The sequence below is a fragment of the Alphaproteobacteria bacterium genome, assembly GCA_035625915.1.
GTDB lineage: Bacteria > Pseudomonadota > Alphaproteobacteria > JACZXZ01 > JACZXZ01 > DATDHA01.
The window spans coordinates 12,236-34,954 of the sequence record DASPOR010000052.1; the positions used below are offsets into that span (position 1 = coordinate 12,236).

26 protein-coding genes are annotated in these 22,719 nt (G+C 59.3%); 15 read left to right on the forward strand and 11 right to left on the reverse strand.

All coding sequences use genetic code 11. From position 1 onward, the window contains the following. The first annotated feature begins 50 nt into the window (after positions 1-50). Together VEJ16_04980 and fliP are read left to right on the forward strand one after the other, a co-directional pair. Positions 51-374, forward strand: a complete 324-nt coding sequence (locus tag VEJ16_04980) for a flagellar biosynthetic protein FliO (protein HYB09003.1) — start codon at positions 51-53, stop codon at positions 372-374. Between the two features lie 32 nt (positions 375-406). Continuing rightward, positions 407-1,138 carry a flagellar type III secretion system pore protein FliP gene (gene fliP, locus VEJ16_04985; protein ID HYB09004.1) on the forward strand — a complete coding sequence of 244 codons (732 nt, stop codon included), beginning with the start codon at positions 407-409 and terminating at the stop codon, positions 1,136-1,138. Positions 1,139-1,358: 220 nt separating this feature from the next. Here fliP and VEJ16_04990 read toward each other — a convergent pair whose 3' ends face one another. The 9 genes from VEJ16_04990 to VEJ16_05030 all read right to left on the reverse strand — a co-directional run bounded on the left by VEJ16_04990 (position 1,359) and on the right by VEJ16_05030 (position 10,178). Next, the gene (locus tag VEJ16_04990) at positions 1,359-4,769 is read right to left on the reverse strand and encodes a tetratricopeptide repeat protein (GenBank protein HYB09005.1); all 3,411 of its coding nucleotides are present in this window, start codon (positions 4,767-4,769) and stop codon (positions 1,359-1,361) included. After that, positions 4,766-5,485 carry a flagellar motor protein MotB gene (locus VEJ16_04995; protein ID HYB09006.1) on the reverse strand — a complete coding sequence of 240 codons (720 nt, stop codon included), beginning with the start codon at positions 5,483-5,485 and terminating at the stop codon, positions 4,766-4,768. The genes VEJ16_04990 and VEJ16_04995 overlap by 4 nt, the downstream gene beginning before the upstream one ends. Continuing rightward, complete coding sequence (locus VEJ16_05000; GenBank protein ID HYB09007.1) at positions 5,482-6,165, reverse strand: hypothetical protein; 684 nt, start codon at positions 6,163-6,165, stop codon at positions 5,482-5,484. The genes VEJ16_04995 and VEJ16_05000 overlap by 4 nt, the downstream gene beginning before the upstream one ends. Before the next feature lie 6 nt (positions 6,166-6,171). Further along, positions 6,172-6,828 (reverse strand): protein phosphatase CheZ, encoded by a 657-nt coding sequence (locus tag VEJ16_05005; protein HYB09008.1) that lies wholly within the window; start codon positions 6,826-6,828, stop codon positions 6,172-6,174. A 9-nt stretch (positions 6,829-6,837) separates the two neighbouring features. Further along, the gene (locus VEJ16_05010) at positions 6,838-7,224 is read right to left on the reverse strand and encodes a response regulator (protein HYB09009.1); all 387 of its coding nucleotides are present in this window, start codon (positions 7,222-7,224) and stop codon (positions 6,838-6,840) included. 107 nt (positions 7,225-7,331) lie between these two features. Further along, positions 7,332-8,096 carry a hypothetical protein gene (locus tag VEJ16_05015; protein ID HYB09010.1) on the reverse strand — a complete coding sequence of 255 codons (765 nt, stop codon included), beginning with the start codon at positions 8,094-8,096 and terminating at the stop codon, positions 7,332-7,334. A 13-nt stretch (positions 8,097-8,109) separates the two neighbouring features. Then, entirely contained in the window at positions 8,110-8,622 is a 513-nt protein-coding gene (locus tag VEJ16_05020) for a DUF6468 domain-containing protein (GenBank protein ID HYB09011.1), read from the reverse strand. After that, on the reverse strand, positions 8,619-9,653 hold the full coding sequence (fliM, locus tag VEJ16_05025) for a flagellar motor switch protein FliM (GenBank protein ID HYB09012.1): 1,035 nt from the start codon (positions 9,651-9,653) through the stop codon (positions 8,619-8,621). Before fliM ends, VEJ16_05020 begins: the two co-directional genes overlap by 4 nt. An 18-nt stretch (positions 9,654-9,671) precedes the next feature. Then, positions 9,672-10,178: a flagellar basal body-associated FliL family protein gene (locus VEJ16_05030; protein HYB09013.1), complete on the reverse strand. Its 507-nt coding sequence runs from the start codon at positions 10,176-10,178 to the stop codon at positions 9,672-9,674. A 317-nt stretch (positions 10,179-10,495) separates the two neighbouring features. On the opposite strand from VEJ16_05030, the gene flgF reads away from it, so the two are divergent. The 5 genes from flgF to VEJ16_05055 all read left to right on the forward strand — a co-directional run bounded on the left by flgF (position 10,496) and on the right by VEJ16_05055 (position 14,965). Next, on the forward strand, positions 10,496-11,224 hold the full coding sequence (gene flgF, locus VEJ16_05035) for a flagellar basal-body rod protein FlgF (GenBank protein HYB09014.1): 729 nt from the start codon (positions 10,496-10,498) through the stop codon (positions 11,222-11,224). Between the two features lie 27 nt (positions 11,225-11,251). Then, the gene (gene flgG, locus VEJ16_05040; protein ID HYB09015.1) at positions 11,252-12,037 is read left to right on the forward strand and encodes a flagellar basal-body rod protein FlgG; all 786 of its coding nucleotides are present in this window, start codon (positions 11,252-11,254) and stop codon (positions 12,035-12,037) included. A 21-nt stretch (positions 12,038-12,058) separates the two neighbouring features. Beyond that, positions 12,059-13,024: a flagellar basal body P-ring formation chaperone FlgA gene (flgA, locus tag VEJ16_05045; protein HYB09016.1), complete on the forward strand. Its 966-nt coding sequence runs from the start codon at positions 12,059-12,061 to the stop codon at positions 13,022-13,024. Positions 13,025-13,058: 34 nt separating this feature from the next. Then, on the forward strand, positions 13,059-13,838 hold the full coding sequence (gene flgH, locus VEJ16_05050) for a flagellar basal body L-ring protein FlgH (protein ID HYB09017.1): 780 nt from the start codon (positions 13,059-13,061) through the stop codon (positions 13,836-13,838). A 323-nt stretch (positions 13,839-14,161) separates the two neighbouring features. Continuing rightward, on the forward strand, positions 14,162-14,965 hold the full coding sequence (locus tag VEJ16_05055) for a hypothetical protein (protein ID HYB09018.1): 804 nt from the start codon (positions 14,162-14,164) through the stop codon (positions 14,963-14,965). Positions 14,966-15,091: 126 nt separating this feature from the next. Here VEJ16_05055 and dksA read toward each other — a convergent pair whose 3' ends face one another. Next, on the reverse strand, positions 15,092-15,508 hold the full coding sequence (gene dksA / locus VEJ16_05060) for an RNA polymerase-binding protein DksA (protein ID HYB09019.1): 417 nt from the start codon (positions 15,506-15,508) through the stop codon (positions 15,092-15,094). A gap of 118 nt (positions 15,509-15,626) precedes the next feature. Further along, positions 15,627-16,043, reverse strand: coding sequence for a flagellar assembly protein FliX (locus tag VEJ16_05065; protein HYB09020.1), 417 nt, complete (start codon positions 16,041-16,043; stop codon positions 15,627-15,629). Positions 16,044-16,297: 254 nt separating this feature from the next. On the opposite strand from VEJ16_05065, the gene VEJ16_05070 reads away from it, so the two are divergent. From VEJ16_05070 to accB, 8 genes are all read left to right on the forward strand, one after another. Further along, entirely contained in the window at positions 16,298-17,473 is a 1,176-nt protein-coding gene (locus VEJ16_05070) for a flagellar basal body P-ring protein FlgI (GenBank protein HYB09021.1), read from the forward strand. Further along, on the forward strand, positions 17,473-17,805 hold the full coding sequence (locus tag VEJ16_05075; GenBank protein ID HYB09022.1) for a rod-binding protein: 333 nt from the start codon (positions 17,473-17,475) through the stop codon (positions 17,803-17,805). Before VEJ16_05070 ends, VEJ16_05075 begins: the two co-directional genes overlap by 1 nt. Continuing rightward, on the forward strand, positions 17,802-18,251 hold the full coding sequence (locus tag VEJ16_05080; GenBank protein HYB09023.1) for a hypothetical protein: 450 nt from the start codon (positions 17,802-17,804) through the stop codon (positions 18,249-18,251). Before VEJ16_05075 ends, VEJ16_05080 begins: the two co-directional genes overlap by 4 nt. Positions 18,252-18,284: 33 nt before the next feature. After that, entirely contained in the window at positions 18,285-20,045 is a 1,761-nt protein-coding gene (flgK, locus tag VEJ16_05085) for a flagellar hook-associated protein FlgK (protein HYB09024.1), read from the forward strand. Positions 20,046-20,058: 13 nt separating this feature from the next. Beyond that, complete coding sequence (locus VEJ16_05090) at positions 20,059-20,994, forward strand: flagellin (protein HYB09025.1); 936 nt, start codon at positions 20,059-20,061, stop codon at positions 20,992-20,994. Between the two features lie 36 nt (positions 20,995-21,030). Beyond that, complete coding sequence (gene fliW / locus VEJ16_05095) at positions 21,031-21,531, forward strand: flagellar assembly protein FliW (GenBank protein ID HYB09026.1); 501 nt, start codon at positions 21,031-21,033, stop codon at positions 21,529-21,531. 226 nt (positions 21,532-21,757) lie between these two features. Continuing rightward, positions 21,758-22,210 (forward strand): type II 3-dehydroquinate dehydratase, encoded by a 453-nt coding sequence (gene aroQ, locus VEJ16_05100; protein ID HYB09027.1) that lies wholly within the window; start codon positions 21,758-21,760, stop codon positions 22,208-22,210. Continuing rightward, the gene (accB, locus tag VEJ16_05105; protein ID HYB09028.1) at positions 22,210-22,695 is read left to right on the forward strand and encodes an acetyl-CoA carboxylase biotin carboxyl carrier protein; all 486 of its coding nucleotides are present in this window, start codon (positions 22,210-22,212) and stop codon (positions 22,693-22,695) included. Before aroQ ends, accB begins: the two co-directional genes overlap by 1 nt. The last annotated feature ends 24 nt before the right edge of the window (positions 22,696-22,719 follow it).

A 22,719-nucleotide genomic window follows, 5' to 3' on the forward strand; every position in this document is an offset into this window, starting at 1 on the left:
GGTCGGCCAAATCTTAATCTGCCCCTTCACAGCTTGAAACGGTTATCGGCTTGGACACATATTTCCGCTTCGTTGCAGCCCTCGTCTTCGTGATCGCGCTGATCGCGCTATTGGGATGGCTTGCGCGTCGTTACGGGATCGCGGCACTTGCGATGCCGAAGGGGGCCAGACGCAAACGGCTCAGCCTGATTGACGTGATGCCGCTCGATAGCAAGCGTCGCCTCGTCCTCGTTGCGCGCGACGGTGTTGAGCATCTCATCCTCCTTGGAAGCCATGGTGACATCGCAATCGAGTCGGGCATCGCAGCGGAACAAGGCAGCTTCGCCGCGACGTTGGACGCCGGCGACGGCAAGCGATCTGGGGACGCGTCGTGAGGCGCTTTGGTACTTTCCTATCTCGAGCGCTTCTGCCAATCGGCCTGATCTTGTTGGTCTGCTCGGGGGCGGCGATCGAGCATGCTCAGGCGCAGTCCCTCAATCTCGATCTAGGCGGGACTGGCGGCACAAACACCGGGCGCATCGTTCAACTCATCGCCCTTCTCACGCTCCTCAGCATCGCACCTTCGATTCTCGTGATGGTAACGTCATTTACGCGAATCGTGGTCGTGCTATCCTTCCTCAGGACGGCGCTCGGCCTTCAGCAAACGCCGCCGAATTCGGTGCTTATCAGCCTCGCGCTTTTCCTCACCGCCTTTGTCATGATGCCGACCGTACAGAAATCGTATGACGACGGCATTCGCCCCCTCGTCGAGCAGAAAATCGACGAGGAAGAGGCTATGAAGCGCGCGACTGCGCCAGTCCATCTCTTTATGATGCAGCACGTTCGTGAGAAGGACTTGTCGCTCTTTCTCGACATATCCAAGAACGGACCCGTGGCAGAGCCCGATCAAACACCGCTCCGGGCACTTCTTCCCGCATTTATGATCAGCGAACTCCGGCGCGCATTCGAGATCGGCTTTCTGCTCTTCGTGCCATTCATCGTGATCGACCTCGTGGTTGCGTCCGTGCTCATGTCGATGGGCATGATGATGTTGCCGCCCGTTTTGATCTCCCTTCCCTTCAAGCTGATCTTTTTCGTTCTGGTCGACGGTTGGTACCTCGTGGCGGGCTCGCTCGTCCAAAGCTTCGGCGGCGGGTGAGCGTTTCTGCAGAAATGCTGTAGCCCTATCAAGATCCACGCAATCAAAACGCGCTGCTTACGCCTTTTGCCGGCGAATGCACCGGGCGACCGAGCGACTTAGGTGCAAAGCCAGACGAACGCGTGCGCATCCGGCAACGGAAGAATTCCGGGCAGGCATCCCACGATTTTAGCTGTTGACGCGATCCCTTGCGGCCGCGGCACGCGGCGACCTCCCCAACTCAACTTGTACTTTGCGCGGGAATCGTGGATTCCAGTTTGGCGCGGGAGAGGAATTCCTTGCGGTAGCCGTCCATGAAAGACTTGAAGAGATCGACTTGTCCGACTGTCGTCGCAAGTTTGCGGAACCCGTCGCCGGATTTTCCGGTATCGCTCGTCACAACGAGAAAGGCATTGCGTGCCGGTCCGTCGGGAAAGGCAGGCTCGAAGCGCGCGCGAAGCACCTCGACTGCATCGCCGTTACCCAGCAGAGTGAGCGCTATTACCCAATGCAGTGCGATATCGCTTTGCTCGACATCGAGCTTCACGTTCTCACGCGGCCATCCTGTGGCTAAGCGCTCATAGACAAGCGTTGCGTCGAGCCATTGTTGGCTCCTCCAGTAAAGCTCGGCGCGAATCCTGTCCGCTCCCACGCTCGCGTCACCCGCGAGCCGCTCGAGGGCGTCCTGGGATTTGCCTTCAGCGATGAGCGCCTCAACCTCGACGCGGCGACGTTCGCCGACAAGTGGCTCGGCGATGTCGTCGACGGAACTCTCCTTGAGAGCCGCGATTGCTTGCGCGGGTTTGGCATCGAGCAGATAAACTTTTGCGAGGCGTGTGCCCGCATCCGCCTTGCGTTGGCCGTCGAGCCGCGTCTTGACTAGGTTCTCAAGCGTTTCCTCGGCATTGATCAGAAGATCGGCTGCGACCAGCCGATCAGCGAGATGAAATGCGACTGTATCGCCATCCGGACCGGTCGGGCTCAATTCCTTGAATTCGTTGTAGACGGCAATCGCCAGGAGTGGTGAAAGTTTCTCTGCCTCTCCCTTCACATAGAGATCCGAGAAAATCTGCGCCATCGATTGGGCGAGCTCCTTGCCGCCAGGCTGATCCGGGAAATAGGTCAGCGAGCGACGGAACGAGATCAGGCTTTCGCGATAGTTGCCGTCCGCGCGATAGAGCTCGGCGAGGTCGTTCAGCAGTTCGAACTCGAAGCTGTCGCCACGCCATTTATAACGTAGCTTGTCGAGCTGATCGATCGCCTCGGCCCGGCTGAGTTTTCCCGTTGACTCAAGCAATTCAACGCGGGCAAGCGTCGCACGTGCGCTGTCGAATGGGGATGCACCTTTCTCCGCCTCCTCAAAATCCGAAACCGCTTCGGCGGTCCGGTGAGCGAGTAAACGCTCTCGGCCGCGTAGATACGCAACTCGGCCGCGCTCTGCGTCCGTTAGATCGGATTTGGCATAGCCATCGAGGAGGGTACTCGCCCGCACATCGTCGCCGCGCGCGATCAGAGTTTCGGCGGCAAGCAATCCAAGATGAACTTGCAACGCATGGGGATAACGCGCGATGAGGGCGCCACCCAGGAAGAATTGTTGCTCCGCCAAGCCGTAGTCGCGCATGGACGCGGCAACGGCGGCGCGCCAGAGGGCCGCCTCCGGTACGGTCGCGAGGCTCGGATCGTCAAGCACGTGCTTGGCACTTTTGAAATCTCGAACGAGCGCAAGAAGAGCGCCTCGCATGACTTTTACGTCAACCGCATCGGCGAGATCCGGTTGCTCCTTAGCGATCCTTTCGACCAAGATCAAGGCTTCCGGGGCCAAACCCTCGGCGAAATAGAATCGCGCCAAATCGAGACGGATCATATTGCGCGCCAACGGCACGGCTTCGGAGAGCTTGGTCTGAAGCTCTTGCTTGCGCCCGATTGGCGACTCGATTCCCACTTCGCACCAGGCGGGGAAGTCGAAGAGGGAGGGCGCGTTTTCACCGTTTCCGAATACGAGGCCCGAGGACGGCAGTTCGGTAATCGCCGACAGGTTCAGCCCCGGCTCGCCGAGGACGTCGACGCCGTCCTTGCGGGCGGTGACGACGATGCCGTCGGCTTTCGGCTCGACCACAATGCCTTGCGCGCTGTCAAGCAGGCGGAAGTCGACGTAGCTGCGGTTCTGGAAAATACCAAGGCCCGGCGCCGAAACCGGGACGACGACCAGTTTGTCGCCTCCCTCAGGGTCAACCACGTCGAGAGGAAAGGCCGCATTGTCCATTGGCATCGTGACACGCGGCCCGATTGGCGATTTGGGCTCGGGCTTGACCGCAATGGGGGTGGCCGGTCGATCAAGTCCTTGCGCAAGCTCTACAGTCCAGGTGGTGTCCTGCTTCGTGAGCGCTGGCGTCACACCGGGCTTCACTTTTATGCGTACGACTGCCCCCCTGAGATGCGGCAACTGCTCTATGGAAGAGAAATTCTTGCCGTCGCCGGTTGCTGGCACTTGCCCGAGATCGAGAACCGCGGGACGATCGAATACAAGCCAAACGTCGTCGGCGCGGCGAAAGGCTGCGAGGGCCGTCCCGTCGTACCACGGGAAGCGAAATGTCGCGCTTGTGTCGCTTGCCGAATACTCGACAGTGATCGCGTCGGCGAGGGCGCCCCCCGTGAGAATGGATGCCGCTTGCCGGTGCTGCTCGGCCTTTTTCAAATTCTGCGCGGCCGTCGGCGATACCATAAGTGGTGGTGGTGAAGTCGCCGCCGAATGTTCGACGGGCGGAATAACCTTTACCATGACCGCATCGAAACTTGCGGCCATTGCGTTTGCTTCGGCAGCGGTCGCAGCGACGTCCTTTGCACCTTTCGCCTGCGCGGCAGTCGCAAGCAAATCGACCACGATTCTGGGCCCGTCGCGTAAGGCGCGCAACCCGCTCTCCGGCGCCAGGGTCAACGTGACCGTGGTACCCGACGGCGATATTTCCGTCGTGACAGTCTTGGCAAATCGTGACGGCTTGCGTCCTAGGTATGCAAGATCGACGCGGGCCGGGGCACTGAAAGCAATAACAACGCGATCGCCCATGCGTGAAATCGCATAGCCCACATTGCGCGGCCAGTCGAAAACGATCCGATCGTAGTCTTTGTGCTCGCCAAGCCGGACATCGACACGTGGACCGTCCACGCCGGTCTGATCGGCAACAGGCTTCGCCACGGCAGCGCTCCGTTCGGCGCCAGATTTCTGGGCTCCCGCCGGTTCGGGCTTCGTCAGCGCTGCAGGAGAGGACTGGGCGGAACCGCCGGAATCCATCAGATCGAGGACCGCGACTTTCGGGCCATCCTTGAAGCTTTTGATCTCAACGGCGTCCTTGAGCTTGAGCCGAATTGTCGATCCGTCATCGTCAAGGCGGGCGGTCGCGACATAGTCGCCGAGGTCGACCGGTATTCTGTCAAATCGACCGCTTAGCGCACGATCGAAGTGCACGACGACTTCGGTTCCGTCTCTTGTCACGTCAAAACTGATTGGTGCTGGCCAACGGAATGCGATGCGGCCATAGCCGGGATGATGGCCCGTCGCAATCACGACTGCGTCCGTTGCCTCGGCATGTCCCGGCATCGTCAAGCCGATGGCCACTGTGACGACGAAGGGTTGTAGCAAAGCGCCAAATCTCATGGTTGGGCCTCCGCCCCATTGGGGCAAATGACGATGTCGACAAAGCGAGCGAAGTCCTGGCGCTCGGGCCCGGCGCGGCTGTCCCCGTAACCGACGCCGGACGTATCGGCTTGGCCGAATGCGGTTATTGCGCGGTCGTAGCCCGCTTTACTTAAGATACCTGCCACCGCCCCCGCCCGCGCGAGTCCAAGTTCCCAATTCGACGTGAAAATCCCATTGCTCATTCGCACTCCGTCGCCGGAGCTCAATATTTCAATCCTGTTGTTGAGCATGCTCAAAATGCTGCTCAAGCGGACGAGCGCATCGCGCGCGGACGATGCGGGTTCCGCACTTCCCCCGTCGAACAGCAATTTGCCAGGTAACGAAATGGTCAAGCCCTTTTCGCTCTGTGCAAGCGTTGCGCTGCGCAGCAGCGGGTCGGCCGCGAATTTGCCCGCAATGATGGCCGCGAGATAGCCAAGGTCAGTTCCACTCGTGAAGTTCGCTCGTGGCACTGGAAACTCTGCCGCGGGTTCCGAGGCCAGATCGTCGACTATCGGATCGCGGTCCGCCGTGTCGGCACTCGCAAGACCTCGCCACTGATCCGTGTCAACGCTCGACATCGAGAACAGCATGATGAAAAAACAAAGTAGGATCGAAACAAGGTCGGTCATCGACACGAGCCATGCCGCACCCCCCTGGACCGACCCCTCTGTTGAAGGGCGCCGGGCAGTCATCGTTCTTCCCAACGGTTCGTCACCGATTGCAAATTCTCAGCCGAGCTGCGGTTAGGTGGCCGGGCTATGTGCCTCACCTGGAACGCAAGCTCGACCACTCCCGCATTACCCGGGCGCAATCCGATCGAGATCCCAACCTCTGGCGCGCCGGCGTCCGCCAGCGCACGGGCTAGGCTTTCGGCCTGCTTGATGGCGGCCGCGTCGTGCGACCCATCCACCTCGAACACGAGTTCAATATCGAAGCGCAGGTCGGCCGGATGGGTGTTGAGCGCCTCCGCCAATCCATTGAGCAAGAGTGCGCGATCAGGTCGCAATGCGGCGCCGCCGTGTGCAAAGAGCTCGTCGGCGTGCAGCCTCACGCGCATGGGTCCACCGGCGGACTCTCCCTCCAGGCGTGCTTCTGGTACCGTACTAAGCAGCGCTTCTCGCAACCGCGACTGAAATTGCTCGAGCGCCGCGCGATTGCCGGCGTCGACATACAGATGGTCCCGCGCAATGGGATGCCAGCCGGAAAACGTGTCGTTGACCGACCCGAGCACCGCAGGGATTTTTTTGGGCTCGAAGCTTGAAAGGCTGTTAAGCAGGATGAAGAACGACAATAAGAGCAGAAAAAGGGCGAGCAATTGGAGAATATTGCGACCTTGCCCTTCCGATGTCGTGAGGGAATCGCCGGCGTCCATTGGTGGTCAGTCGAAGCTTGCGAGCAAGGCGTCGATCTCTGCCTGCGATTTAGTGTCGGCCGAGCGCCGCGGCCCATCCAACACGTCTTCTCCAACTGGCAATTCTGTCGGCTCGCTTTTGAGCGGCTTCGCTTGCTTGTCGTGCAGGATCTCTCCGTCCAGCACCCCGATGAGGGCGGTTACCTTCTCGTCGATATGCTTGAGCGCAGCGACCACCTTCGTGATGCGCTGGCCGGTAATGTCTTGAAAGCTGCAGGCTTCATAGATCCTTGTCACCGCTTCGCTAAGCCTAGCGACGGCACTGCCAGGCACCTCGTCACGAAGTCGTTCGATGTGCTCCGCGGCACTCATGATCGCGTTTGTAGCGCTTTCGGTCGCACCGACTATCGCATCGAGCTCGTTAGTCGCCGTCGGGATGTGAGTCGAGCTGATATCATCCGGGCTTAGTGCAGCGATCTCCGCCTTAGCCGCTTGGATAAAGCGGGCCAACCCCGCGAGTTCACGATAGAGCTTGATTTCGGCGTCGATAAAGTCGCGCTCCGTTGAATCGAGCATGCGCGTCACGACCGACTCGATATCCATCGCGTGGCGCGCATTTGGACGATCGGCTTTGGCGCTCGTACGGTCAGTGCTTGACTTGCGGTTCGATCCACGATCGGCCATTAACTTCTCCTAGAACATGCCGAGTACCGACGAGAGTTTCGTCTTCAGCGTTGCCGCATTAAATGGCTTTACGATGTAGTTGTTCACGCCGGCCTCGCGCGCCATTACGACGTTTTCAGTTTTGCTTTCCGCAGTAACCATGATGAAGGGCACGCCTTTGAGGATTGTGTCCGCGCGGACTTCACGAAGGAGTTGAAGCCCTGTCATAGGCCCCATGTTCCAATCGGAGATGACGAGGCCATATTGCTTGTCGCGCAGTTTGCGCAGCGCCATGCTGCCGTCGGTGGCTTCGTCGACATTGTCGAACCCGATCTGCTTCAACAAATTCCGGATGATTCGAAGCATGGTTTTGTAGTCGTCCACGATCAGGATCGGCATGTTCTTGTCGACGGACATCGATCTTGCTCTCGCTTCGACGGACGCATCTACAGGAGGAAGAACTTTGCCGTTCCAACCTAGTTGGGGGAGGTTAATTTCCAGTAAAACGTCAGGATTCCCGCGCGTCAGCCGTTGGGCGGGATGTCCGAACCGGGCAGCTGCCGGCGGTGTACCAGCTCATCCGTGACGCGCTTGGCCGTGTCGGGATTCATCGCCGCCAGTATCGGAGCCGCTTTCTGCTCACGCATGTGCTCGACGAGCTGGATGAGCACCGACATATCGAGCTCGTCCCAAATCCGCGCTGCGTCTCTAGGCTTCATCGTCTCATATGTCTTGACCAGGCTCTGGAGCTGCGCGTCCGTTTTCGTATCGTACTTCTTGAGAAGGTCATCGAGGCTGGCTTGGAGCTCGCTCAGCTTTGCGATCTTGTCGTCCAGCCGTTTCTCGGCCGCCTTGAGCAGGCCCTCTCGCAGATCCAATGCCTGCTCGCGATCGTGCGCCTGTCGCTCAAGGTCCTCGTGACGTTGCGCGAGGTTTTGCAACAGCCCGAATTCCGAATCGGTCAGATCGATCGGCAACGCGGTCGTAGGCTTGTCCGATCCGGTGGTTTGATCATGGGATGGATCAGGCGATGAGGGTGCGGTGGTGATGGCCTTGGCATCGACCGCAACCGGTGTCAGGGGGGCAGCCGCCGTCGGTTGAGTAGAGGGTACTGAGGATGCGTCTGTCGGCGTCTTGGCGGGCGGTGCATCGTTTGCCGTCTGGGCCGCACTTGCGCCTTGTATGTAAACATCGTGCCACAGGTTTCCGACCCGCACCGTTAGCGTGAGAATCGCGAGAACGATGGCGATCGGAACCGGTCGAAGCCGCGTAAGGAATTGGCGTCGCATTATTGCGGCCCCATCATAAACGGGCCTGTTCAAGAGCTTCACGAAGGACCCGCTCGGTCTCGGAGGCAGCGCCGGCTCTTTCGACTCCAAAGCCAGCGGAATTGCGAATTTTCGTGAACGGTTTCGGGTCTGCCAACCTTTTATCCAATGCGATTGGGACTCCTTCGATTTTGGGTCCCGCTGCAATGTCCCGCGCAAGCCGGACACCGTCCGCCAAACGGTCCGCCAACTCGTTACCGCGCTCGAGCAGAAAGGCGAGATCGTCCCGGATGCCGAAAGCTCGGTCGATACGCTCTCGATCCTGTTTGTCGAGCTGGAGGGCCCCATTGCTCACAGTTTTCAGTTTAGCGATGCTCAAGTCCGCCCTTTGCGCAGCTTCGCCGAAATTTGCGAGCACATTCTCTAGCTCGGGCTTCATTGCCCGAAATGCCGTCAGCCGGCGGCTCAATATCGCCATGTACGCGATCGCCGCGATGAGCAGGGCAGTGATCGTTCCGTCGAAGAAAAGCGCGGGGGTGACGTTCACGGGGCCTCCCATTCTTCGCGCACACTTTTGTCGATTCGCACGGCGATTTGCGAACCCTTGCGACCCATTCGGCCATGATAGAGCTGTACATCGCCGCATCGGAGCAGGATCTGTGCATCGGCCGTAGCATTGAGCATGATGCGGGTTCCGACTTCGAGCTTCATTATGTCATCCAGGCTCATAAACTGTTGGTCCAATACGGCGACGAGGTCTACATGCGTGTGCCAAAGTTCCGTCGCCAAGTGAGTTTCCCAGATCGAGTCGCGGCCGAATTTTTCGCCCATGAACATTTGCAACAAAAGTTCGCGCACCGGCTCGAGAGTGGCGTAGGGAAAGACAATCTCGAATCGCCCGCCACGATCCTCCATGTCGATCCTTAGCCGTGCCACGATGGCCGCATTTCCGGGCCGTGCGATCGTTGCGAATCGGGGATTGGTTTCCAGCCGATCGAATTTGAACGATACGGGTGCAATCGGCTCGAATGCCGTGCATAGATCCGCCAATACCACACGGATCATGCGCTCAACGAGATTGCGTTCGATCGTTGTATAGGGCCGGCCCTCGATGCGCATCGCCGCCGTGCCGCGGCGACCCCCGAGCAGCACATCTACGATCGAATAGATGAGCGCACTATCGACCACCATCATCCCGTAATTGTCCCACTCGTCTACCTTGAAGACGGATAGCATGGCTGGAAGTGGGATCGAGTTCAGATAGTCGCCGAAGCGAACCGAAAACATCTGATCGAGCGAGACTTCGACGTTGTCGGAGGTAAAGTTCCTGAGGCTCGTCGTCATCATGCGCACGAGCCGGTCGAAGACCACCTCAAGCATCGGCAGTCGTTCATAGGCAACAAGTGCGGAGTTGATGATGGCCTTGATGCCATCGGCGCCTTCACCCTCACCCTTGCCAAAACCGAGCAGGCTGTCGATTTCATCTTGGTTGAGGACACGGGTTTGGCCGGGAGCTGCGTCCTCGCCCTCGGCCGCTCCCGACTGTGAAGCCAGTTCTTCTTGGCTCTTTTCGCTCATGATCCTTGCGTGCGAACGCTATTGAACAAGCATTTCTTTGAATAGAACGTCCTTGACGACGACCGGCTGAATAGCCGAATTGACACGAACAAGGAGTTCCTCGCGCAATCGCTGAATCCCGGTCGCGCCCGCGAGGTCTTCGACATGCAGCTCCCGCAGGTAAACTTGGAAGTTGTCGATGATGCGCGGCATGACGGCTTGAAGTTTTTCCTGGTCCGCGGCTTCATTGAGCTCGAATGCGATACTGAGTTTCAAAAAATGAGTCTTCTTGTTGACCGAGTTCAGATTCACGAGGATGTCGGGAATCGAATAGAAAATCGCCTGCTTGGGCTTTTGCGGCTGCACTTCCGCCTCTTTCTTGCCGATGAGACCGAAGGCGCCCGTGAAATAGACTGCGGCGGCGCCACCGCACAGAAGCAGGATCGGGAGCACGATGAAAAGGATGAGTTTTTTGCCGCCGAACCCCTTCTTAGGGACTTTGGCCGGCTCCTCGGCGGCAGTCTCGTCCATCGTCTGGTCTGTCATTCGCGCCCTCGCAAGGGATCCGGCAGTAGAAGCCGACTAATCATTCAGGCATTTCGTGGGCGGAGGGTAGCGCCCGGCTGGTTAACAATGCATTGAAGGAGCGGCAATCTTTGCATCGCTGGCGCCGCTTCGAAACTCGCTCCCACCCCCCGTGCCGGAAAACGGGCAAGAACTGCCCGGCAAAGCCTGCCCGAAATCCGCGGAGCGCGCTCGCCGTATGTCGGCAGATCATTGAAATTGCTGAATAATTGAGTTGGCACGCGGTCTGCACTTGAAGCGGCGCCCGAATGCCGCAATGGGGAGTCCCGCAGGCCGCCATGGATAACACGACCTACATCGCGCTGGCGAATCAGCTCGCATTGACACGTCAAATGGACATCGTCGCGAACAATATCGCGAATGCCAGCACGACGGCATTCAAGGGAGAGCGCGTCCTTTTCACCAACTACCTTGCCGAACTTGGGCCCGGCCAGGACCAGCAGCTAAATTTCCCGCAGGACATCGGCGTTTCACGGAATTTCGAAGAGGGTCCGCTCACGCCAACCGGCAATTCGCTTGACCTCGCAGTAAGCGGCGACGGCTTCTTCGCAGTGAATACGCCAAATGGGACGCGCTACACGCGCGCGGGTGCTTTTGCGCTCAACGCGCAGGGTCAGATCGTCGACCTTGCAGGCGACACGGTCCTCGACGAGCACAGCAATCCGATCGCCGTGGCACCGGGTCAGACCCATGTAACCGTCAGCCAGGACGGGACCATCAGCACCGAGTCCGGCCAGCTTGCGCGTCTTCAACTTGTGCGCTTCGACGATCCGAACGCCCTAAGCCCAGAGGGCGCCAACTTGTTCGACGCCAGCGCCACAACGCCTATTCCCGCAAGCGGGAGCAAGGTAATTCAAGGCTCGATCGAAGGCTCGAACATTCAGCCGGTAACCGAGCTCACCCATCTTCTACAAATCCAACACGGCATCGAGGCTGCACAGCGCGTCATCAGCGCAGAGAACGATCGTCAGACCAAGATGATCGACGCCCTCACGAAGGATGCCTGAGACTCATAGCGAAAGGGACGCCTACCCATGAGATCTTTGAGCATCGCAGCGACGGGAATGCAGGCCCAGCAGATGAACGTCGATGTCATCTCGAACAACATCGCGAATATCAACACGACAGGCTACAAGGCTCGGCGTGCCGAATTCCAGGACCTGCTTTATCAAAACCAGCTCCGCGTCGGCTCGAATTCGTCGGCGGATGGAACCGTGGTCCCGACTGGCGTGCAATTCGGCCTGGGCGTGAAGACCGCCGCCGTATATCGCATCGCCCAGCAAGGCAATCTGCAGCAGACCAGCAACCAGTACGACCTCGCCATACAAGGCAAGGGCTATTTCCAGGTGCGCCTGCCCGATGGGACCAACGCATACACCCGCGCAGGGTCCTTCCAGCTGAGTAGCACGGGACAGCTCGTCACCGCAGACGGATACGTGGTGCAACCGGGCATCACCGTTCCACCAAACGCGATGGACGTTACGATCGACCAGTCGGGCGATGTGCTTGCCACGATTTCGGGCCAAGTTCAGCCGCAAAACGTCGGGCAGCTTCAGCTTGCGACCTTCCAGAATGAAGCGGGTCTTACCGCACTCGGCAACAACCTCTTGCAGGACACCGCGGCCTCTGGCCAAGCGACCCTTGGCGTGCCCGGTTCACCCGGCTTCGGTACGTTGAGTCAAGGTTTTCTCGAAACCTCGAACGTCAATGTCGTGCAGGAGATCAGCAACTTGATCACGGCGCAGAGGGCCTACGAAATGAACTCGAAGGTAATCGAGACCTCGGACCAGATGCTCTCCACCCTCACTCAAATGAGATAGCGCGCGGTCACGGAGGTATTCATGCTCAATGCGGTCGTCCGTTTGGCAATCGGGCTCGCCACACTCGGCGCAGTCACGTTCGGAACTCCCGCGCACGCGGAAAGCGAACCGCTGTTGAACCCTGCCGTCGTTGTCAAGGGCGACATCGTGCGGCTAGGCGATCTTTTCAATAATCTTTCCCCGAGCAAGGCCAACCTGCCGGCAGCCTATTCGCCGCGGCCCGGCGAACGCCTTGTGCTCGATGCCGAGCGGCTTGTCGATATCACGCGGGCGCAAGGCGTTAACTGGGTTCCTCAGAGTCGTTTCGATCGCGCGATCGTCGAGCGCGCAGGGAGACTTATCGACCGCGACCAGATTGCGACACTCGTCGCGGGCGAACTCGAGAAATCGGGTGTTGGCAAAGACGATCAGGTTGCACTCGACAATGATACTCTGCGCTTCTACGTGCCGGCGGAATCCACGTCCCCTCTGCAAATCCGCGATCTCAGGTATGACGCGCAAAATCGCCGTTTTTCGGCCCTGCTTATCACGGATCCGAGCGTTAATGACTCGATGGTGTCGCTTACGGGCCACGTTGTGCACGTGATCGAGGTGCCGGTGCCAACCCGCGCCATCAATCGCGATGAAATCGTTCGTCGGAGCGATCTCAACCTGGTGAAGCTTGCTGCCGATCGCCTCGATGCCAACGTCGTCGCCGACGCCGACCAGCTGGTCGGCCAGACAGCGGCTCACCTGCTTCGTCCGGGCGAGCCCGTTCGCGCGAGCGACGTTCATCCACCAATTCTCGTGACCAAAGGATCGCTCGTTACCATGATCTACCAGACCCCATACATGGTGATTAGCCTTCGCGGAAAAGCCATGCAGGACGGCGCAAAAGGCGAGACTGTTCGAATCATGAATCTCGAAAGCAAGCGCGAACTGGACGGCGTCGTGGCGAGCACGGACACAGTCGTCGTCCAAGCGATTCAGCAAGCTGCAAGCAACTGATATGAAGCATTTGACGGCCCATCAGGAGAGCGTGATGCCCGTTCGCAAGGCCGATCGTCAGAGCCGAGTTAAGCTTCGCTTGACCTTTATCGCCTTGGTTGCGGGAAGTGCGGTTGGCTGCGCGCCGCTCAGCCGCCTTAGCGAGGTCGGCAATACACCCGGCCTGACCCACATCGAAGATCCGACGACTGCACCCGGCTATCGCCCGGTATCCTTGCCACAACCGGCTGTCCAGCAAGTGGATACGGGCGAGAATTCGCTTTGGCGTCCGGGTGCGCGTGCATTCTTCAAAGATCAGCGCGCGAAGCTTGTTGGTGACGTCTTGACTGTGAGTGTTAACATCCAGGACCAGGGGCAAATCAACAACACGACGACGCGCTCGACGAAGGCCAACGAGGATGCGGCGACCCCCAACCTCTATGGGCTGGAAAGCCCCAGCTTTATCGGCAAGATTTTTCCAAAGGCCTACGATCCCAACAATCTCGTACACATGAGCAGCGACGGTTCGAGCCAAGGGACAGGCGCGGTCAGCCGCAACGAAACAATCCAAATCAAGATGGCGGCCGTCGTGACGCAGGTCATGCCGAATGGAAATTTGGTGATTCAGGGTCGCCAGGAGATTCGGGTGAATTTCGAGGTGCGCGAACTCGTCGTCAATGGCGTGATCCGCCCAGAGGATATCGATTCGACGAACTCAATCGATTCCTCCATGATCGCCGAGGCGCGCATTTCCTATGGCGGACGGGGCCAAATCACCGACGTGCAGCAGCCGCGCTATGGGCAGCAGATCTACGACTTCCTCTTCCCATTCTGATTGAGGCTTAGGGGCGCCTCGAAGCGTCGAACGCGCACCCATATCAGTCTCAATAGGCGGCGCTTGCCTCGATCTGCCTTGCCGTGCTGATGCTGCTTCGGCACGTCTTTCGGCGCAAAGCCGTCCGATTATCGTTCCGCTCGCCACCCGTCCGCCTGGAACGCCGATTGAGGCTTTGTCGGGCGCCGCGTCGGGTTTACACTGAGGCCGAATGGGCGGGTCGCTTGGCCGTCCCGGGACTCTCAGCCGAACACAATGTGCGTCATCCCGGCAGCCGGCCCAGCCCGCGCCAGGTTGGGTCTGTGTTTAAAGTGGAGATGGCCATGTACATTCGGTTGCTCGCATTCGCGATTTGCGGTGCGTCGGCATTTTCGTTGTCGAATGCGCTCGCCGCGTCACAATTACTTGGCGTCGTCGCCAGCGCCGAGCCGATCTCGATGACATGTGCCGACGGGGAATGCACGGTCGAGCTTTCCGCATTTTGCCTTGAGCGCGACCGCGCAATGCCGATCGATGGGGCGCCCTATCGGCCGCTTGATCCCGACAAAATCACACTCGTTCTGATTGACAAGAATGGCGTGGAGAGCCGGATTTCGGACGCGCCCAATGTGCAGGTCGCAAGTGAGCGCGACTTTCACGCGGTCAAGGTAAGCGTGCCTCAGTCGATCCTGCAAGAGCACGGTGGTGCTGGCATCGCGGTTGCCGTGTCGCCCGAACTCATGCTTGCACCCCAAGCAGTCGAGAACGATCCTCAGCCTATCACGGACGACGAAATCGTGAGGGCGCGTGAGTCGTGGCATAGCGTTGCATCGACCCTGTTCGATTCGGACTCGCATGAATTGGGTCGGGTGCGAATCTTAAATCGGCTAATCAACGCCCTGCCGTCGCAAATCGGCGTCGACCTTGCCACGAGCGACAAAATCTGGCGACAGGTCGTGAGTGATGAAATTCAGGCCGATCGATCGGACCCAATGATCGTGGAGGTCGCGTCGATTTATTCGAGTTGCCGTCTCGGTGCAACGAGCCCGTGGCCTCCAACGCTCAGGCGTTGCCTCCAAATGAACCACGATGCGATCATCGGTGGCATTAACTCCCAGTATTGGCAAGCGGTCGACACTGGCAGTTGAGCGCTCGGACAGGCCGGACCCCATGCGGTCCCCGACGCCCGCGCCCGTCACTTGGGGGGCGGGATAAGCGACCGGCTGCGGTCTTACCCGCCCTAATCATTTTTAGATGTCCGCCCGTGTCGGCGGTTATTCGTCCCGCTGGGTGCGCTCTAGCCGTTCGTGGCGCTCCTGCGCCTCGATACTAAGCGTTGCGATCGGTCGCGCCTCAAGACGCTTAAGACTGATCGGTTCCGCCGTCTCCTCGCAATACCCGTATGTGCCTTCCTCGATGCGTCGCAACGCATCGTCAATCTTGGCGATCAATTTGCGTTCCCGGTCTCGCGTTCTAAGCTCGAGCGATCGGTCGGTCTCGAGCGACGCACGGTCCGCGATGTCAGGCTCCTGGAGGCTCTCCTCCTGGAGATGGGCCAAGGTTTGCGACGAGTCCCGCAGCAGCTCGTCCCGCCAGCGCAAGAGCTTCTGGCGGAAGTATTCCCGCTGCATTTCATTCATGAAGGGCTCTCGCTCGTGCGGCCGATAATCTGGTGGAAGCGTAGGCCGAATCATTCCGTCACTCCAAACCCCCGAAACTCAAGTCGGCGGCACTATAGGGAGGTGAGCCGAGGGCATCAAGAGAACAAGGAGGCTTGACATTTCAAATCACTGTGGCGAGACGCCTGCATCAAGAAAGTTGACGTAATTTCGCTATCTCCACCTTGGCGCGTAGTTCGATTTCGCCAAGGATCTCCGTCAGCTTTGGGTCCTCGAGGTCCTCCTTCAACTCTTCCGCCAAGCGCCCGAGTCTTTCGAGGTGGCCGCGGGGAATGAAGCCAAGGAGAAGGCCCGTGCGGACTTCCTCGAGCTGATCGAGCACGGCATTCGCGCGTACCTTCGGCGGGTGCTTGCTGAGAACGTCCGCCGTCACTTCCTGAAGTGCAAGAAGGGCTTCGACCGCGGTCATCGGGGCCTTGGCGGTAATTCCAATGGCCTCCGCTTCGTCGGCCCCTTCAAGGACGAAGCCAGCGCCAGTGCTTCCGCGGGTACGCTCACTTCTGCGGACGGTGCCGGCTCTCAGGGAATTGATCGGATCGACTTTCATGAGATCGCGAAGCGCCCCTTGTGGCGGTAGCGCGCCGAGAGTGGGCCGTTATCATTAAAAACGGCTTAATCGGCAACCCTGACCGGCAAGTGTTGCCGCCCACCCGGTATGGCTTGCCCCTCAGCCCACTTAGCGCACCCGTAGCCAAACCGAATTTTCCTTTAAATCAACAGCTTACCTGCGGCACACCGCTGGCACGACTTTCGCTATCCATCTTGCCGGGCCCCATAGCGATTGTGACCGGATCAAATCCGATGGCGTGTTTTCAAATCGACCGTCCCCCCTGCTCTGCCGGCTGCTGGCTGCGCGCGCGGCACACAATACACCTCGTCGCAGCGCTCGCCGTGGCGCTCGTGACAATTTTCGCGAACGCGGACGCCAATGCTGCATCGCGGATCAAGGACATAGCCGAATTTGAGGGTATTCGTGACAACCAACTCATCGGATACGGCCTTGCTGTCGGGCTGAACGGCACCGGCGACACGATCCGCAATTCGCCGTTCACCCTACAAAGCCTGGTTGGCATGCTCGAGCGGTTGGGCGTCAACGTACGCAATATCACCATGGACACCAAAAACGTTGCGGCGGTCATGGTGACGGCGACACTGCCTCCCTTCACGCACCAAGGCGGGCGCATCGACGTGCGGGTCAGCGCCATGGGCGACGCCACGAGTCTGCAGGGGGGCACGTTGCTCGTCACCCCGATGCTTGGCGCCGATGGCGAGGTTTACGGTGTCGCACAAGGCTCGATCGCGATTGCCGGATTTGCAGCGCAAGGACAAGCACAATCGGTTACACGCAACGTGCCAACGTCCGGCACGATTTCCAATGGCGCCATTGTCGAGCGCGAAATCAACTTCCAGCTTGCCAATCTCCACACGATCCGGCTCGCGCTTCGCAATCCGGACCTCACGACCGCGCGCCGGGTAGCCGAAGCGGTCAATGGCTATCTGCATACGGCGACCGCGCGCGTGATCGACGCCACCACGGTAAACGTCCAAACACCGGATAACTTCCAGGGTGAGATTCCAACGCTCCTCGCCGAGATCGAACAACTCAAAGTCGAGCCGGACATGACCGCCCGCGTGATTATCGACGAAACCGCCGGTGTCATCGTCATGGGCGACATGGTGCGCGTCAATCGCGTCGCAATCGCCCAGGGCAACCTGACGATCCGCATCACCGAGACGCCGCAAGTGTCGCAGCCCACGCCCTTTTCGCAGGGCGGGACGACGGTAACAGTGCCGCGAACGAATGTGCAGGTCGACGAGCAGAAGGACCGCAAGCTCGCAGTACTCGACTCGGGCGTGAGCCTCCACGAACTCGTCAACGGCCTGAACGCGCTTGGCGTCGGCCCGCGCGACCTGATCTCAATCCTCCAATCGATCAAAGCCGCCGGGGCGCTCCAGGCGGACATCGAGGTGCGCTGATGTTCAACCCCAATCCCGCGGATGTTGGCGCGATCATCCTCCCGCCCACCCCCGCGCTATCCGCCCTCAAGGCTGCGACTGCACCGGGCACAGGCGCCAACGACGCCGACAAGACGGCCACCGAGTTCGAGGCGATGGCGCTTGGCGAATTCATATCCGCCATGTTCACGACCCCGGAAAAGGGCATGTTTTCCGGCGGAAATGCCGGGCAAATCTACCGCTCGCTCCTCACGCAGGAATACGGCAAGGCCATTGCGAAAGCCGGCGGCCTCGGCATCGCAAAAGAGGTCAAGCGGGAGATCCTCAAGCTTCAGGAGGTACAAAAGCGATGACAGCGAATAATCCGGTGGGCGACCTGATCGCCCTTGCGGAACGGCTCTCGAGCCTCTTGGAGAAAGAGACGACGTTCCTGGCCGGCGCGCGCGTCCGCGAGATCGAAGCCATGCAGATCGACAAGGTTCAGATCGCAAGTGGCTTTGAAGCGCAGGTTGCCCTCCTCAACGGCAACCGCAAGCCCCTTGACGACGCGGAACCGGGGTTAAGGTCAAAACTCATGGGCGTCATGTCGCGCGCGCGCAAAGCCATCGCCGAGAATGCTCGCGTGCTCCGTGCCGCGCGCGATGCCAACCAGAAACTACTCAACGCAATCTATCGCGCCCTTTCCGAGCGAGAACGAAAACTCGGCGTCTACACGGCGACCGGTGGTGTGAGCACGAGCGTTTACACTAGGCATCCCGCCGCCAAGGCGGTCCCGCTCTCGATCGATCAGCGCCTATAGCAACGATCGGCAACTCCCGGCAAGGCGGATCACATGGGTCTTGAGATCGCACTCAGCAACGCACTCTCCGGATTGCAGGCGAATCAGACGGCGCTTCAAATCACGTCGAACAACGTGTCGAACGCGCAGACGCCCGGCTATTCCGCGGAGACGGTCGCATTCAACTCTGTGTCGGTGGATGGAGAGGGTGCGGGCGTCGATATCGGCGCCGTCACGCGTAATGTAAGTCAGCAACTCCTCGCAGCGGTGGTCAACGAGACCTCGGCCCAGAGTTTCGCGCAAACGACGAGCGACCAACTCTCGCAGCTCCAAGACTACATGGGAAATCCTAACAACAGCTCTTCGATCGCAAGTCAACTCTCCGGTCTCGCGACGGCGCTCCAAAGCCTTGCCACCACGCCGTCCGGCTCCAGCGAGCAGATGCAGGTCGTGGCGGCCGCACAACAAACGGCGCAAACCTTCAACACCCTTGCGCAGAATGTCCAAGCGTTGCGGGCAGACACCGACCAATCGATCCAGAACGCGGTCAATGATGCGCAAACTCAGCTTGCGACGATCCAACAGCTCAACACGCAGATCCGGCAGCTCAACGCGCTCGGCCAATCGACCGTCAATCTCCAGGATCAGGAGGATGTCGCCGTAAATGCACTAGCTGGCGATATGAACATCACGACGGTCCAACGATCGGACGGTACCATCGGCGTTTATACCACGACCGGCGTGGCACTTCTCGACGGCACCGGTCCAGCGCCGACCCTCACTCACGCCGCGGTCAGCAGCATGGGTCCGAATGTTACCTATCCCGGCGGCGGCATCAACGGCATCATGCTCAATGGCGTTGATATCACGAGCCAGATCACGGGTGGTTCGATAGGCGCACTCCTGCAGCTTCGCGACACGACGCTGCCTCAAGTCGGCCAGCAGCTCGACGCTCTCGCAAATACGACGATCGGACAGCTCAACGCGATACATAACTCAGGCACATCGGTGCCCGCGGCCAATAGTTTGACGAGTGCGACGACCGGCCTGACGGCGGCGACTGCGTTCACGGGGACCGGAACCGTGCGAATCGCCATTGTCGACCAGAACGGCAATGCGGTGGCAGCACCGCTCGACCTCGATATCTCGACGGTTACCAACGTCGGTCAATTGATAAGTGCCATCAATACGGGGCTCGGCGGTGCCGGAACTGCGGCACTCGTCAATGGTCAGTTGACGATCAGCGCCAACAACGCCGCAAACGGGGTTGCGATCAATCAGGAGGACACCAACGTCAATGCGTCCGGTCAAGGATTTTCAACCTTCCTCGGCATGAACAACTTATTCGTTGCGAACCCTGCGGTGAGTACCGCCCTCACCATGGCGGTTCGCCCAGACATCGCAGCCGATCCGAATATCGTTTCGACGGGCACCCTCGTGACGGGCGCCGTCGCCGTCGGCGCCAACGCCGTGGCGCCGAGCGACAATTCGATCGCACAAAGCATGGCGAACATGTTCAACAATGCAGTGAGCATTCCAGCCGCCGGAGGGCTGGGTGCCGCGAACACCACGGTCGGCGACTACGCGAGCCAGATCATCGGAAATGCCGCCGTGCAGTCCTCGACCGCTCAAAATACAGCAAGCTATCAGTCGTCTCTCCTCCAGAACATCCAGAACAAGGAAAGTTCCTTGAGCGGGGTCAACGTCGACCAGGAGATGTCAAACCTGATCGTCTACCAAAACGCCTATTCCGCCTCGGCGCGCGTAATTTCCGTCATCGACGCGATGTTTCAAACCCTCGAGCAAATCCAGTAACCGGGATTGATCCATGACGACCAGGGTATCTGATTTCGGCCAGAATGCGCTCACGCAATACCAAATGATGCAGTTGGAGACGCAAGTCTCCAATTTGCAAGCTCAAATCGGTAGCGGCCAAACATCGCAAACATTCGACGGCATAGCGCCCAATGCGCAGCGCCTCGTCAATCTGCAGGCGGATAATTCGAATGTCACCCAGTATCTCGCGGACACCAATCTTGCGACCCAACGTCTGACCTCGCAGCAGAACACCGTTACCTCGCTTCTCAGCCTTGCGACCAACGTTCAGACGCTTCTCGTAAACGCGAGCAATTCCAACAATGCATCGAGCGTGGCCTTGAATCAGTCTGCACAGAGCCAGCTTCAGGAAGTGGCAGGACTTCTCAATACGCAGTTCGAGGGACAATACCTCTTTTCAGGCACGGCATCGAACACACCCCCGGTCAATCTTTCCGCACCTGGCTTCAGCCCACCGGGCAACACCTACCCGAGCACGCCCGACACCGCCTATTACCAGGGCAACAACACCAGTCTTTCCGTTCAAGCCGACGACAATTTCAACGTTCAATACGGCGCATCGGCGAACGCACCGGGTTTCGAGGAACTAATTCGAGCGCTCAACTTGGCAGCCACCACCGATACGGTTTCTGGCCAAGTCGATACGCAACGCCTTCAGGAAGCACTCGGCGTGATCAAGCAGTCGATCAGCGATATCACGAACGTTCAGGCCACCTTGGGCGTGCAACAAAGCGTCCTTTCGAACACGCAAACGACACAGAATCAGGTTCAATTGCAGCTTCAGCAGAACGTCGGCGACATCCAGAACGTCGACGTCGCGCAAGTGGCGACCAGCCTCAGCGCTGCGCAAAACAACCTGGAATCGAGCTTTGCGGTAACCGCGCGGTTGAGCCAGCTCAGCCTCATCAATTTTCTGCCGGTTCCGTGAGGGCAAGTCGCTGAAGACAGATAAAGGAACGGAATGATGCCTCTCACCCAAACTATTGCAACCGATTTGCGCAACTCGCCACTTGTCCCGCCGGCGGTCGAGCTCAGCGATGCGGTTGAAATCGACACACGGTTTGGCCGCTTCACCTATTCCCGCGCGAAGATCATAACGATGCGGCAGGGTGTCCTTGGATTTTCGGGCTATCGTGAATTCGTTTTACTCACCCTGCCCGATCCACGCTTCGCACAATTCCGACTGCTTCAGTGCGTGAGTGAACCAGCACTGTCGTTTCTCGTGATTCCAAATCAACCGGCGCACTGCGGTATCGATCCGGCCGACATGTCCGAAGCATTCACAGCTTGCGGCGTAAGCGGGGCGGATGCCGCCTTCCTTTTGATCGTTACGATCCGCAAAAGCGAGGGGAAGGTGGGCATGACCGTGAATATGAGGGCCCCGATTGTGCTCGATCTTCGCCGCAAGGTTGCGCAGCAATACGTTCTGGCAAATAGCCGATATTCGATCCGCCATCACCTTTAGAATTACCGCAAGGCGTCGTTCCCGTTCCAGCCGCGCAATGTCCCCAGCGCATTGGATCCCGTTGCCGAGAGGTAGTGCAGTGTTTTAGCACCGGCCGACCGCATCGCCGTTCGCGCTTTGTTTATCGATCGGCAATTACCCAATCGGACCGGGGCCGCTTGCGCCATCGGCCCCACGTGCTATAACGCAGGCCGATAACGAACGGCGCACGATTGGAAAAAGGTAGATGGTTCCGACGGTGCTGGTCCTGAACGGGCCGAACCTCAACCTCCTCGGTACACGCGAGCCCGAGCATTACGGTCGTCAGACCCTCTCGGACATCGAGGCGACGATGCGCGCACATGCTCGCTCGATCGGTTTCGACATCGATCTCCGTCAATCCAACCACGAAGGCGAATTGGTTGATTGGATTCAGGCGGCGCACGAAAGCTGCGTTGCCATCGTCATCAACGCCGGCGCCTTGAGCCATACCTCGATCGCCATTCTCGACGCACTTCTCGCCTGCCGAATTCCGATCGTCGAGGTGCACTTGTCTAACATCTTCAGGCGCGAATCCTTTCGGCACGTCTCCTACGTTTCCCAAGCGGCGCGCGGGGTCATCTGTGGACTCGGATCGCAAGGCTATATCCTTGCCCTCGACGCAATTGCCAATCTCGTCAATAAGTCGGACGTCCCCTGATGTTAAAGCCAGAGAAGCCAATAGAGGTTCCGAGGAGCGAGATCGATTCGGCACTCGTGCGCCAGCTCGCCCAGCTGCTCGACGAGACGGGCTTGCACGAACTCGAGTATGCAACCGATCACTGGAAAATTCGCGTTGCGCGCCATGCCGGGGTCGCCACTTACATACCGACGAGTGTTCCCGCCACGGCGCCGGGTGCTGTAGCGCCTGCCGCCACGGCGCCGATGGACCCGGCGGCGGACGCGAGTCATCCCGGTGCGGTGCTCTCGCCCATGGTCGGAACGGTCTATCTCGCACCCGAGCCAAGTGCTGCCACATTCGTTCAGGTCGGGGACCAAATCAAGGCCGGCGATACGCTTCTCATTATCGAAGCGATGAAAGTCATGAATCCGGTCGCCGCACCCCGCGCCGGCCGCGTTGCGAAAATCGCCGTCGACAATGGCGCACCGGTCGAATTCGGCGCCGTGTTGATGATTGTCGAATAACGTCCCTCTCAGGCAACGCGCTCG

What these genes read in the sequence shown, in the direction of transcription:
- VEJ16_04990 (HYB09005.1), bottom strand. Translation starts at nt 4,769, where the DNA reads ATGAGATTTGGCGCTTTGCTACAACCCTTCGTCGTCACAGTGGCCATC.
- VEJ16_04995 (HYB09006.1), bottom strand. Translation starts at nt 5,485, where the DNA reads ATGACTGCCCGGCGCCCTTCAACAGAGGGGTCGGTCCAGGGGGGTGCG.
- VEJ16_05000 (HYB09007.1), bottom strand. Translation starts at nt 6,165, where the DNA reads ATGGACGCCGGCGATTCCCTCACGACATCGGAAGGGCAAGGTCGCAAT.
- VEJ16_05005 (HYB09008.1), bottom strand. Translation starts at nt 6,828, where the DNA reads ATGGCCGATCGTGGATCGAACCGCAAGTCAAGCACTGACCGTACGAGC.
- VEJ16_05010 (HYB09009.1), bottom strand. Translation starts at nt 7,224, where the DNA reads ATGTCCGTCGACAAGAACATGCCGATCCTGATCGTGGACGACTACAAA.
- VEJ16_05015 (HYB09010.1), bottom strand. Translation starts at nt 8,096, where the DNA reads ATGCGACGCCAATTCCTTACGCGGCTTCGACCGGTTCCGATCGCCATC.
- fliM (HYB09012.1), bottom strand. Translation starts at nt 9,653, where the DNA reads ATGAGCGAAAAGAGCCAAGAAGAACTGGCTTCACAGTCGGGAGCGGCC.
- VEJ16_05030 (HYB09013.1), bottom strand. Translation starts at nt 10,178, where the DNA reads ATGACAGACCAGACGATGGACGAGACTGCCGCCGAGGAGCCGGCCAAA.
- flgF (HYB09014.1), top strand. Translation starts at nt 10,496, where the DNA reads ATGGATAACACGACCTACATCGCGCTGGCGAATCAGCTCGCATTGACA.
- flgG (HYB09015.1), top strand. Translation starts at nt 11,252, where the DNA reads ATGAGATCTTTGAGCATCGCAGCGACGGGAATGCAGGCCCAGCAGATG.
- flgA (HYB09016.1), top strand. Translation starts at nt 12,059, where the DNA reads ATGCTCAATGCGGTCGTCCGTTTGGCAATCGGGCTCGCCACACTCGGC.
- flgH (HYB09017.1), top strand. Translation starts at nt 13,059, where the DNA reads ATGCCCGTTCGCAAGGCCGATCGTCAGAGCCGAGTTAAGCTTCGCTTG.
- VEJ16_05055 (HYB09018.1), top strand. Translation starts at nt 14,162, where the DNA reads ATGTACATTCGGTTGCTCGCATTCGCGATTTGCGGTGCGTCGGCATTT.
- VEJ16_05065 (HYB09020.1), bottom strand. Translation starts at nt 16,043, where the DNA reads ATGAAAGTCGATCCGATCAATTCCCTGAGAGCCGGCACCGTCCGCAGA.
- VEJ16_05070 (HYB09021.1), top strand. Translation starts at nt 16,298, where the DNA reads ATGGCGTGTTTTCAAATCGACCGTCCCCCCTGCTCTGCCGGCTGCTGG.
- VEJ16_05075 (HYB09022.1), top strand. Translation starts at nt 17,473, where the DNA reads ATGTTCAACCCCAATCCCGCGGATGTTGGCGCGATCATCCTCCCGCCC.
- VEJ16_05080 (HYB09023.1), top strand. Translation starts at nt 17,802, where the DNA reads ATGACAGCGAATAATCCGGTGGGCGACCTGATCGCCCTTGCGGAACGG.
- flgK (HYB09024.1), top strand. Translation starts at nt 18,285, where the DNA reads ATGGGTCTTGAGATCGCACTCAGCAACGCACTCTCCGGATTGCAGGCG.
- VEJ16_05090 (HYB09025.1), top strand. Translation starts at nt 20,059, where the DNA reads ATGACGACCAGGGTATCTGATTTCGGCCAGAATGCGCTCACGCAATAC.
- fliW (HYB09026.1), top strand. Translation starts at nt 21,031, where the DNA reads ATGCCTCTCACCCAAACTATTGCAACCGATTTGCGCAACTCGCCACTT.
- aroQ (HYB09027.1), top strand. Translation starts at nt 21,758, where the DNA reads ATGGTTCCGACGGTGCTGGTCCTGAACGGGCCGAACCTCAACCTCCTC.
- accB (HYB09028.1), top strand. Translation starts at nt 22,210, where the DNA reads ATGTTAAAGCCAGAGAAGCCAATAGAGGTTCCGAGGAGCGAGATCGAT.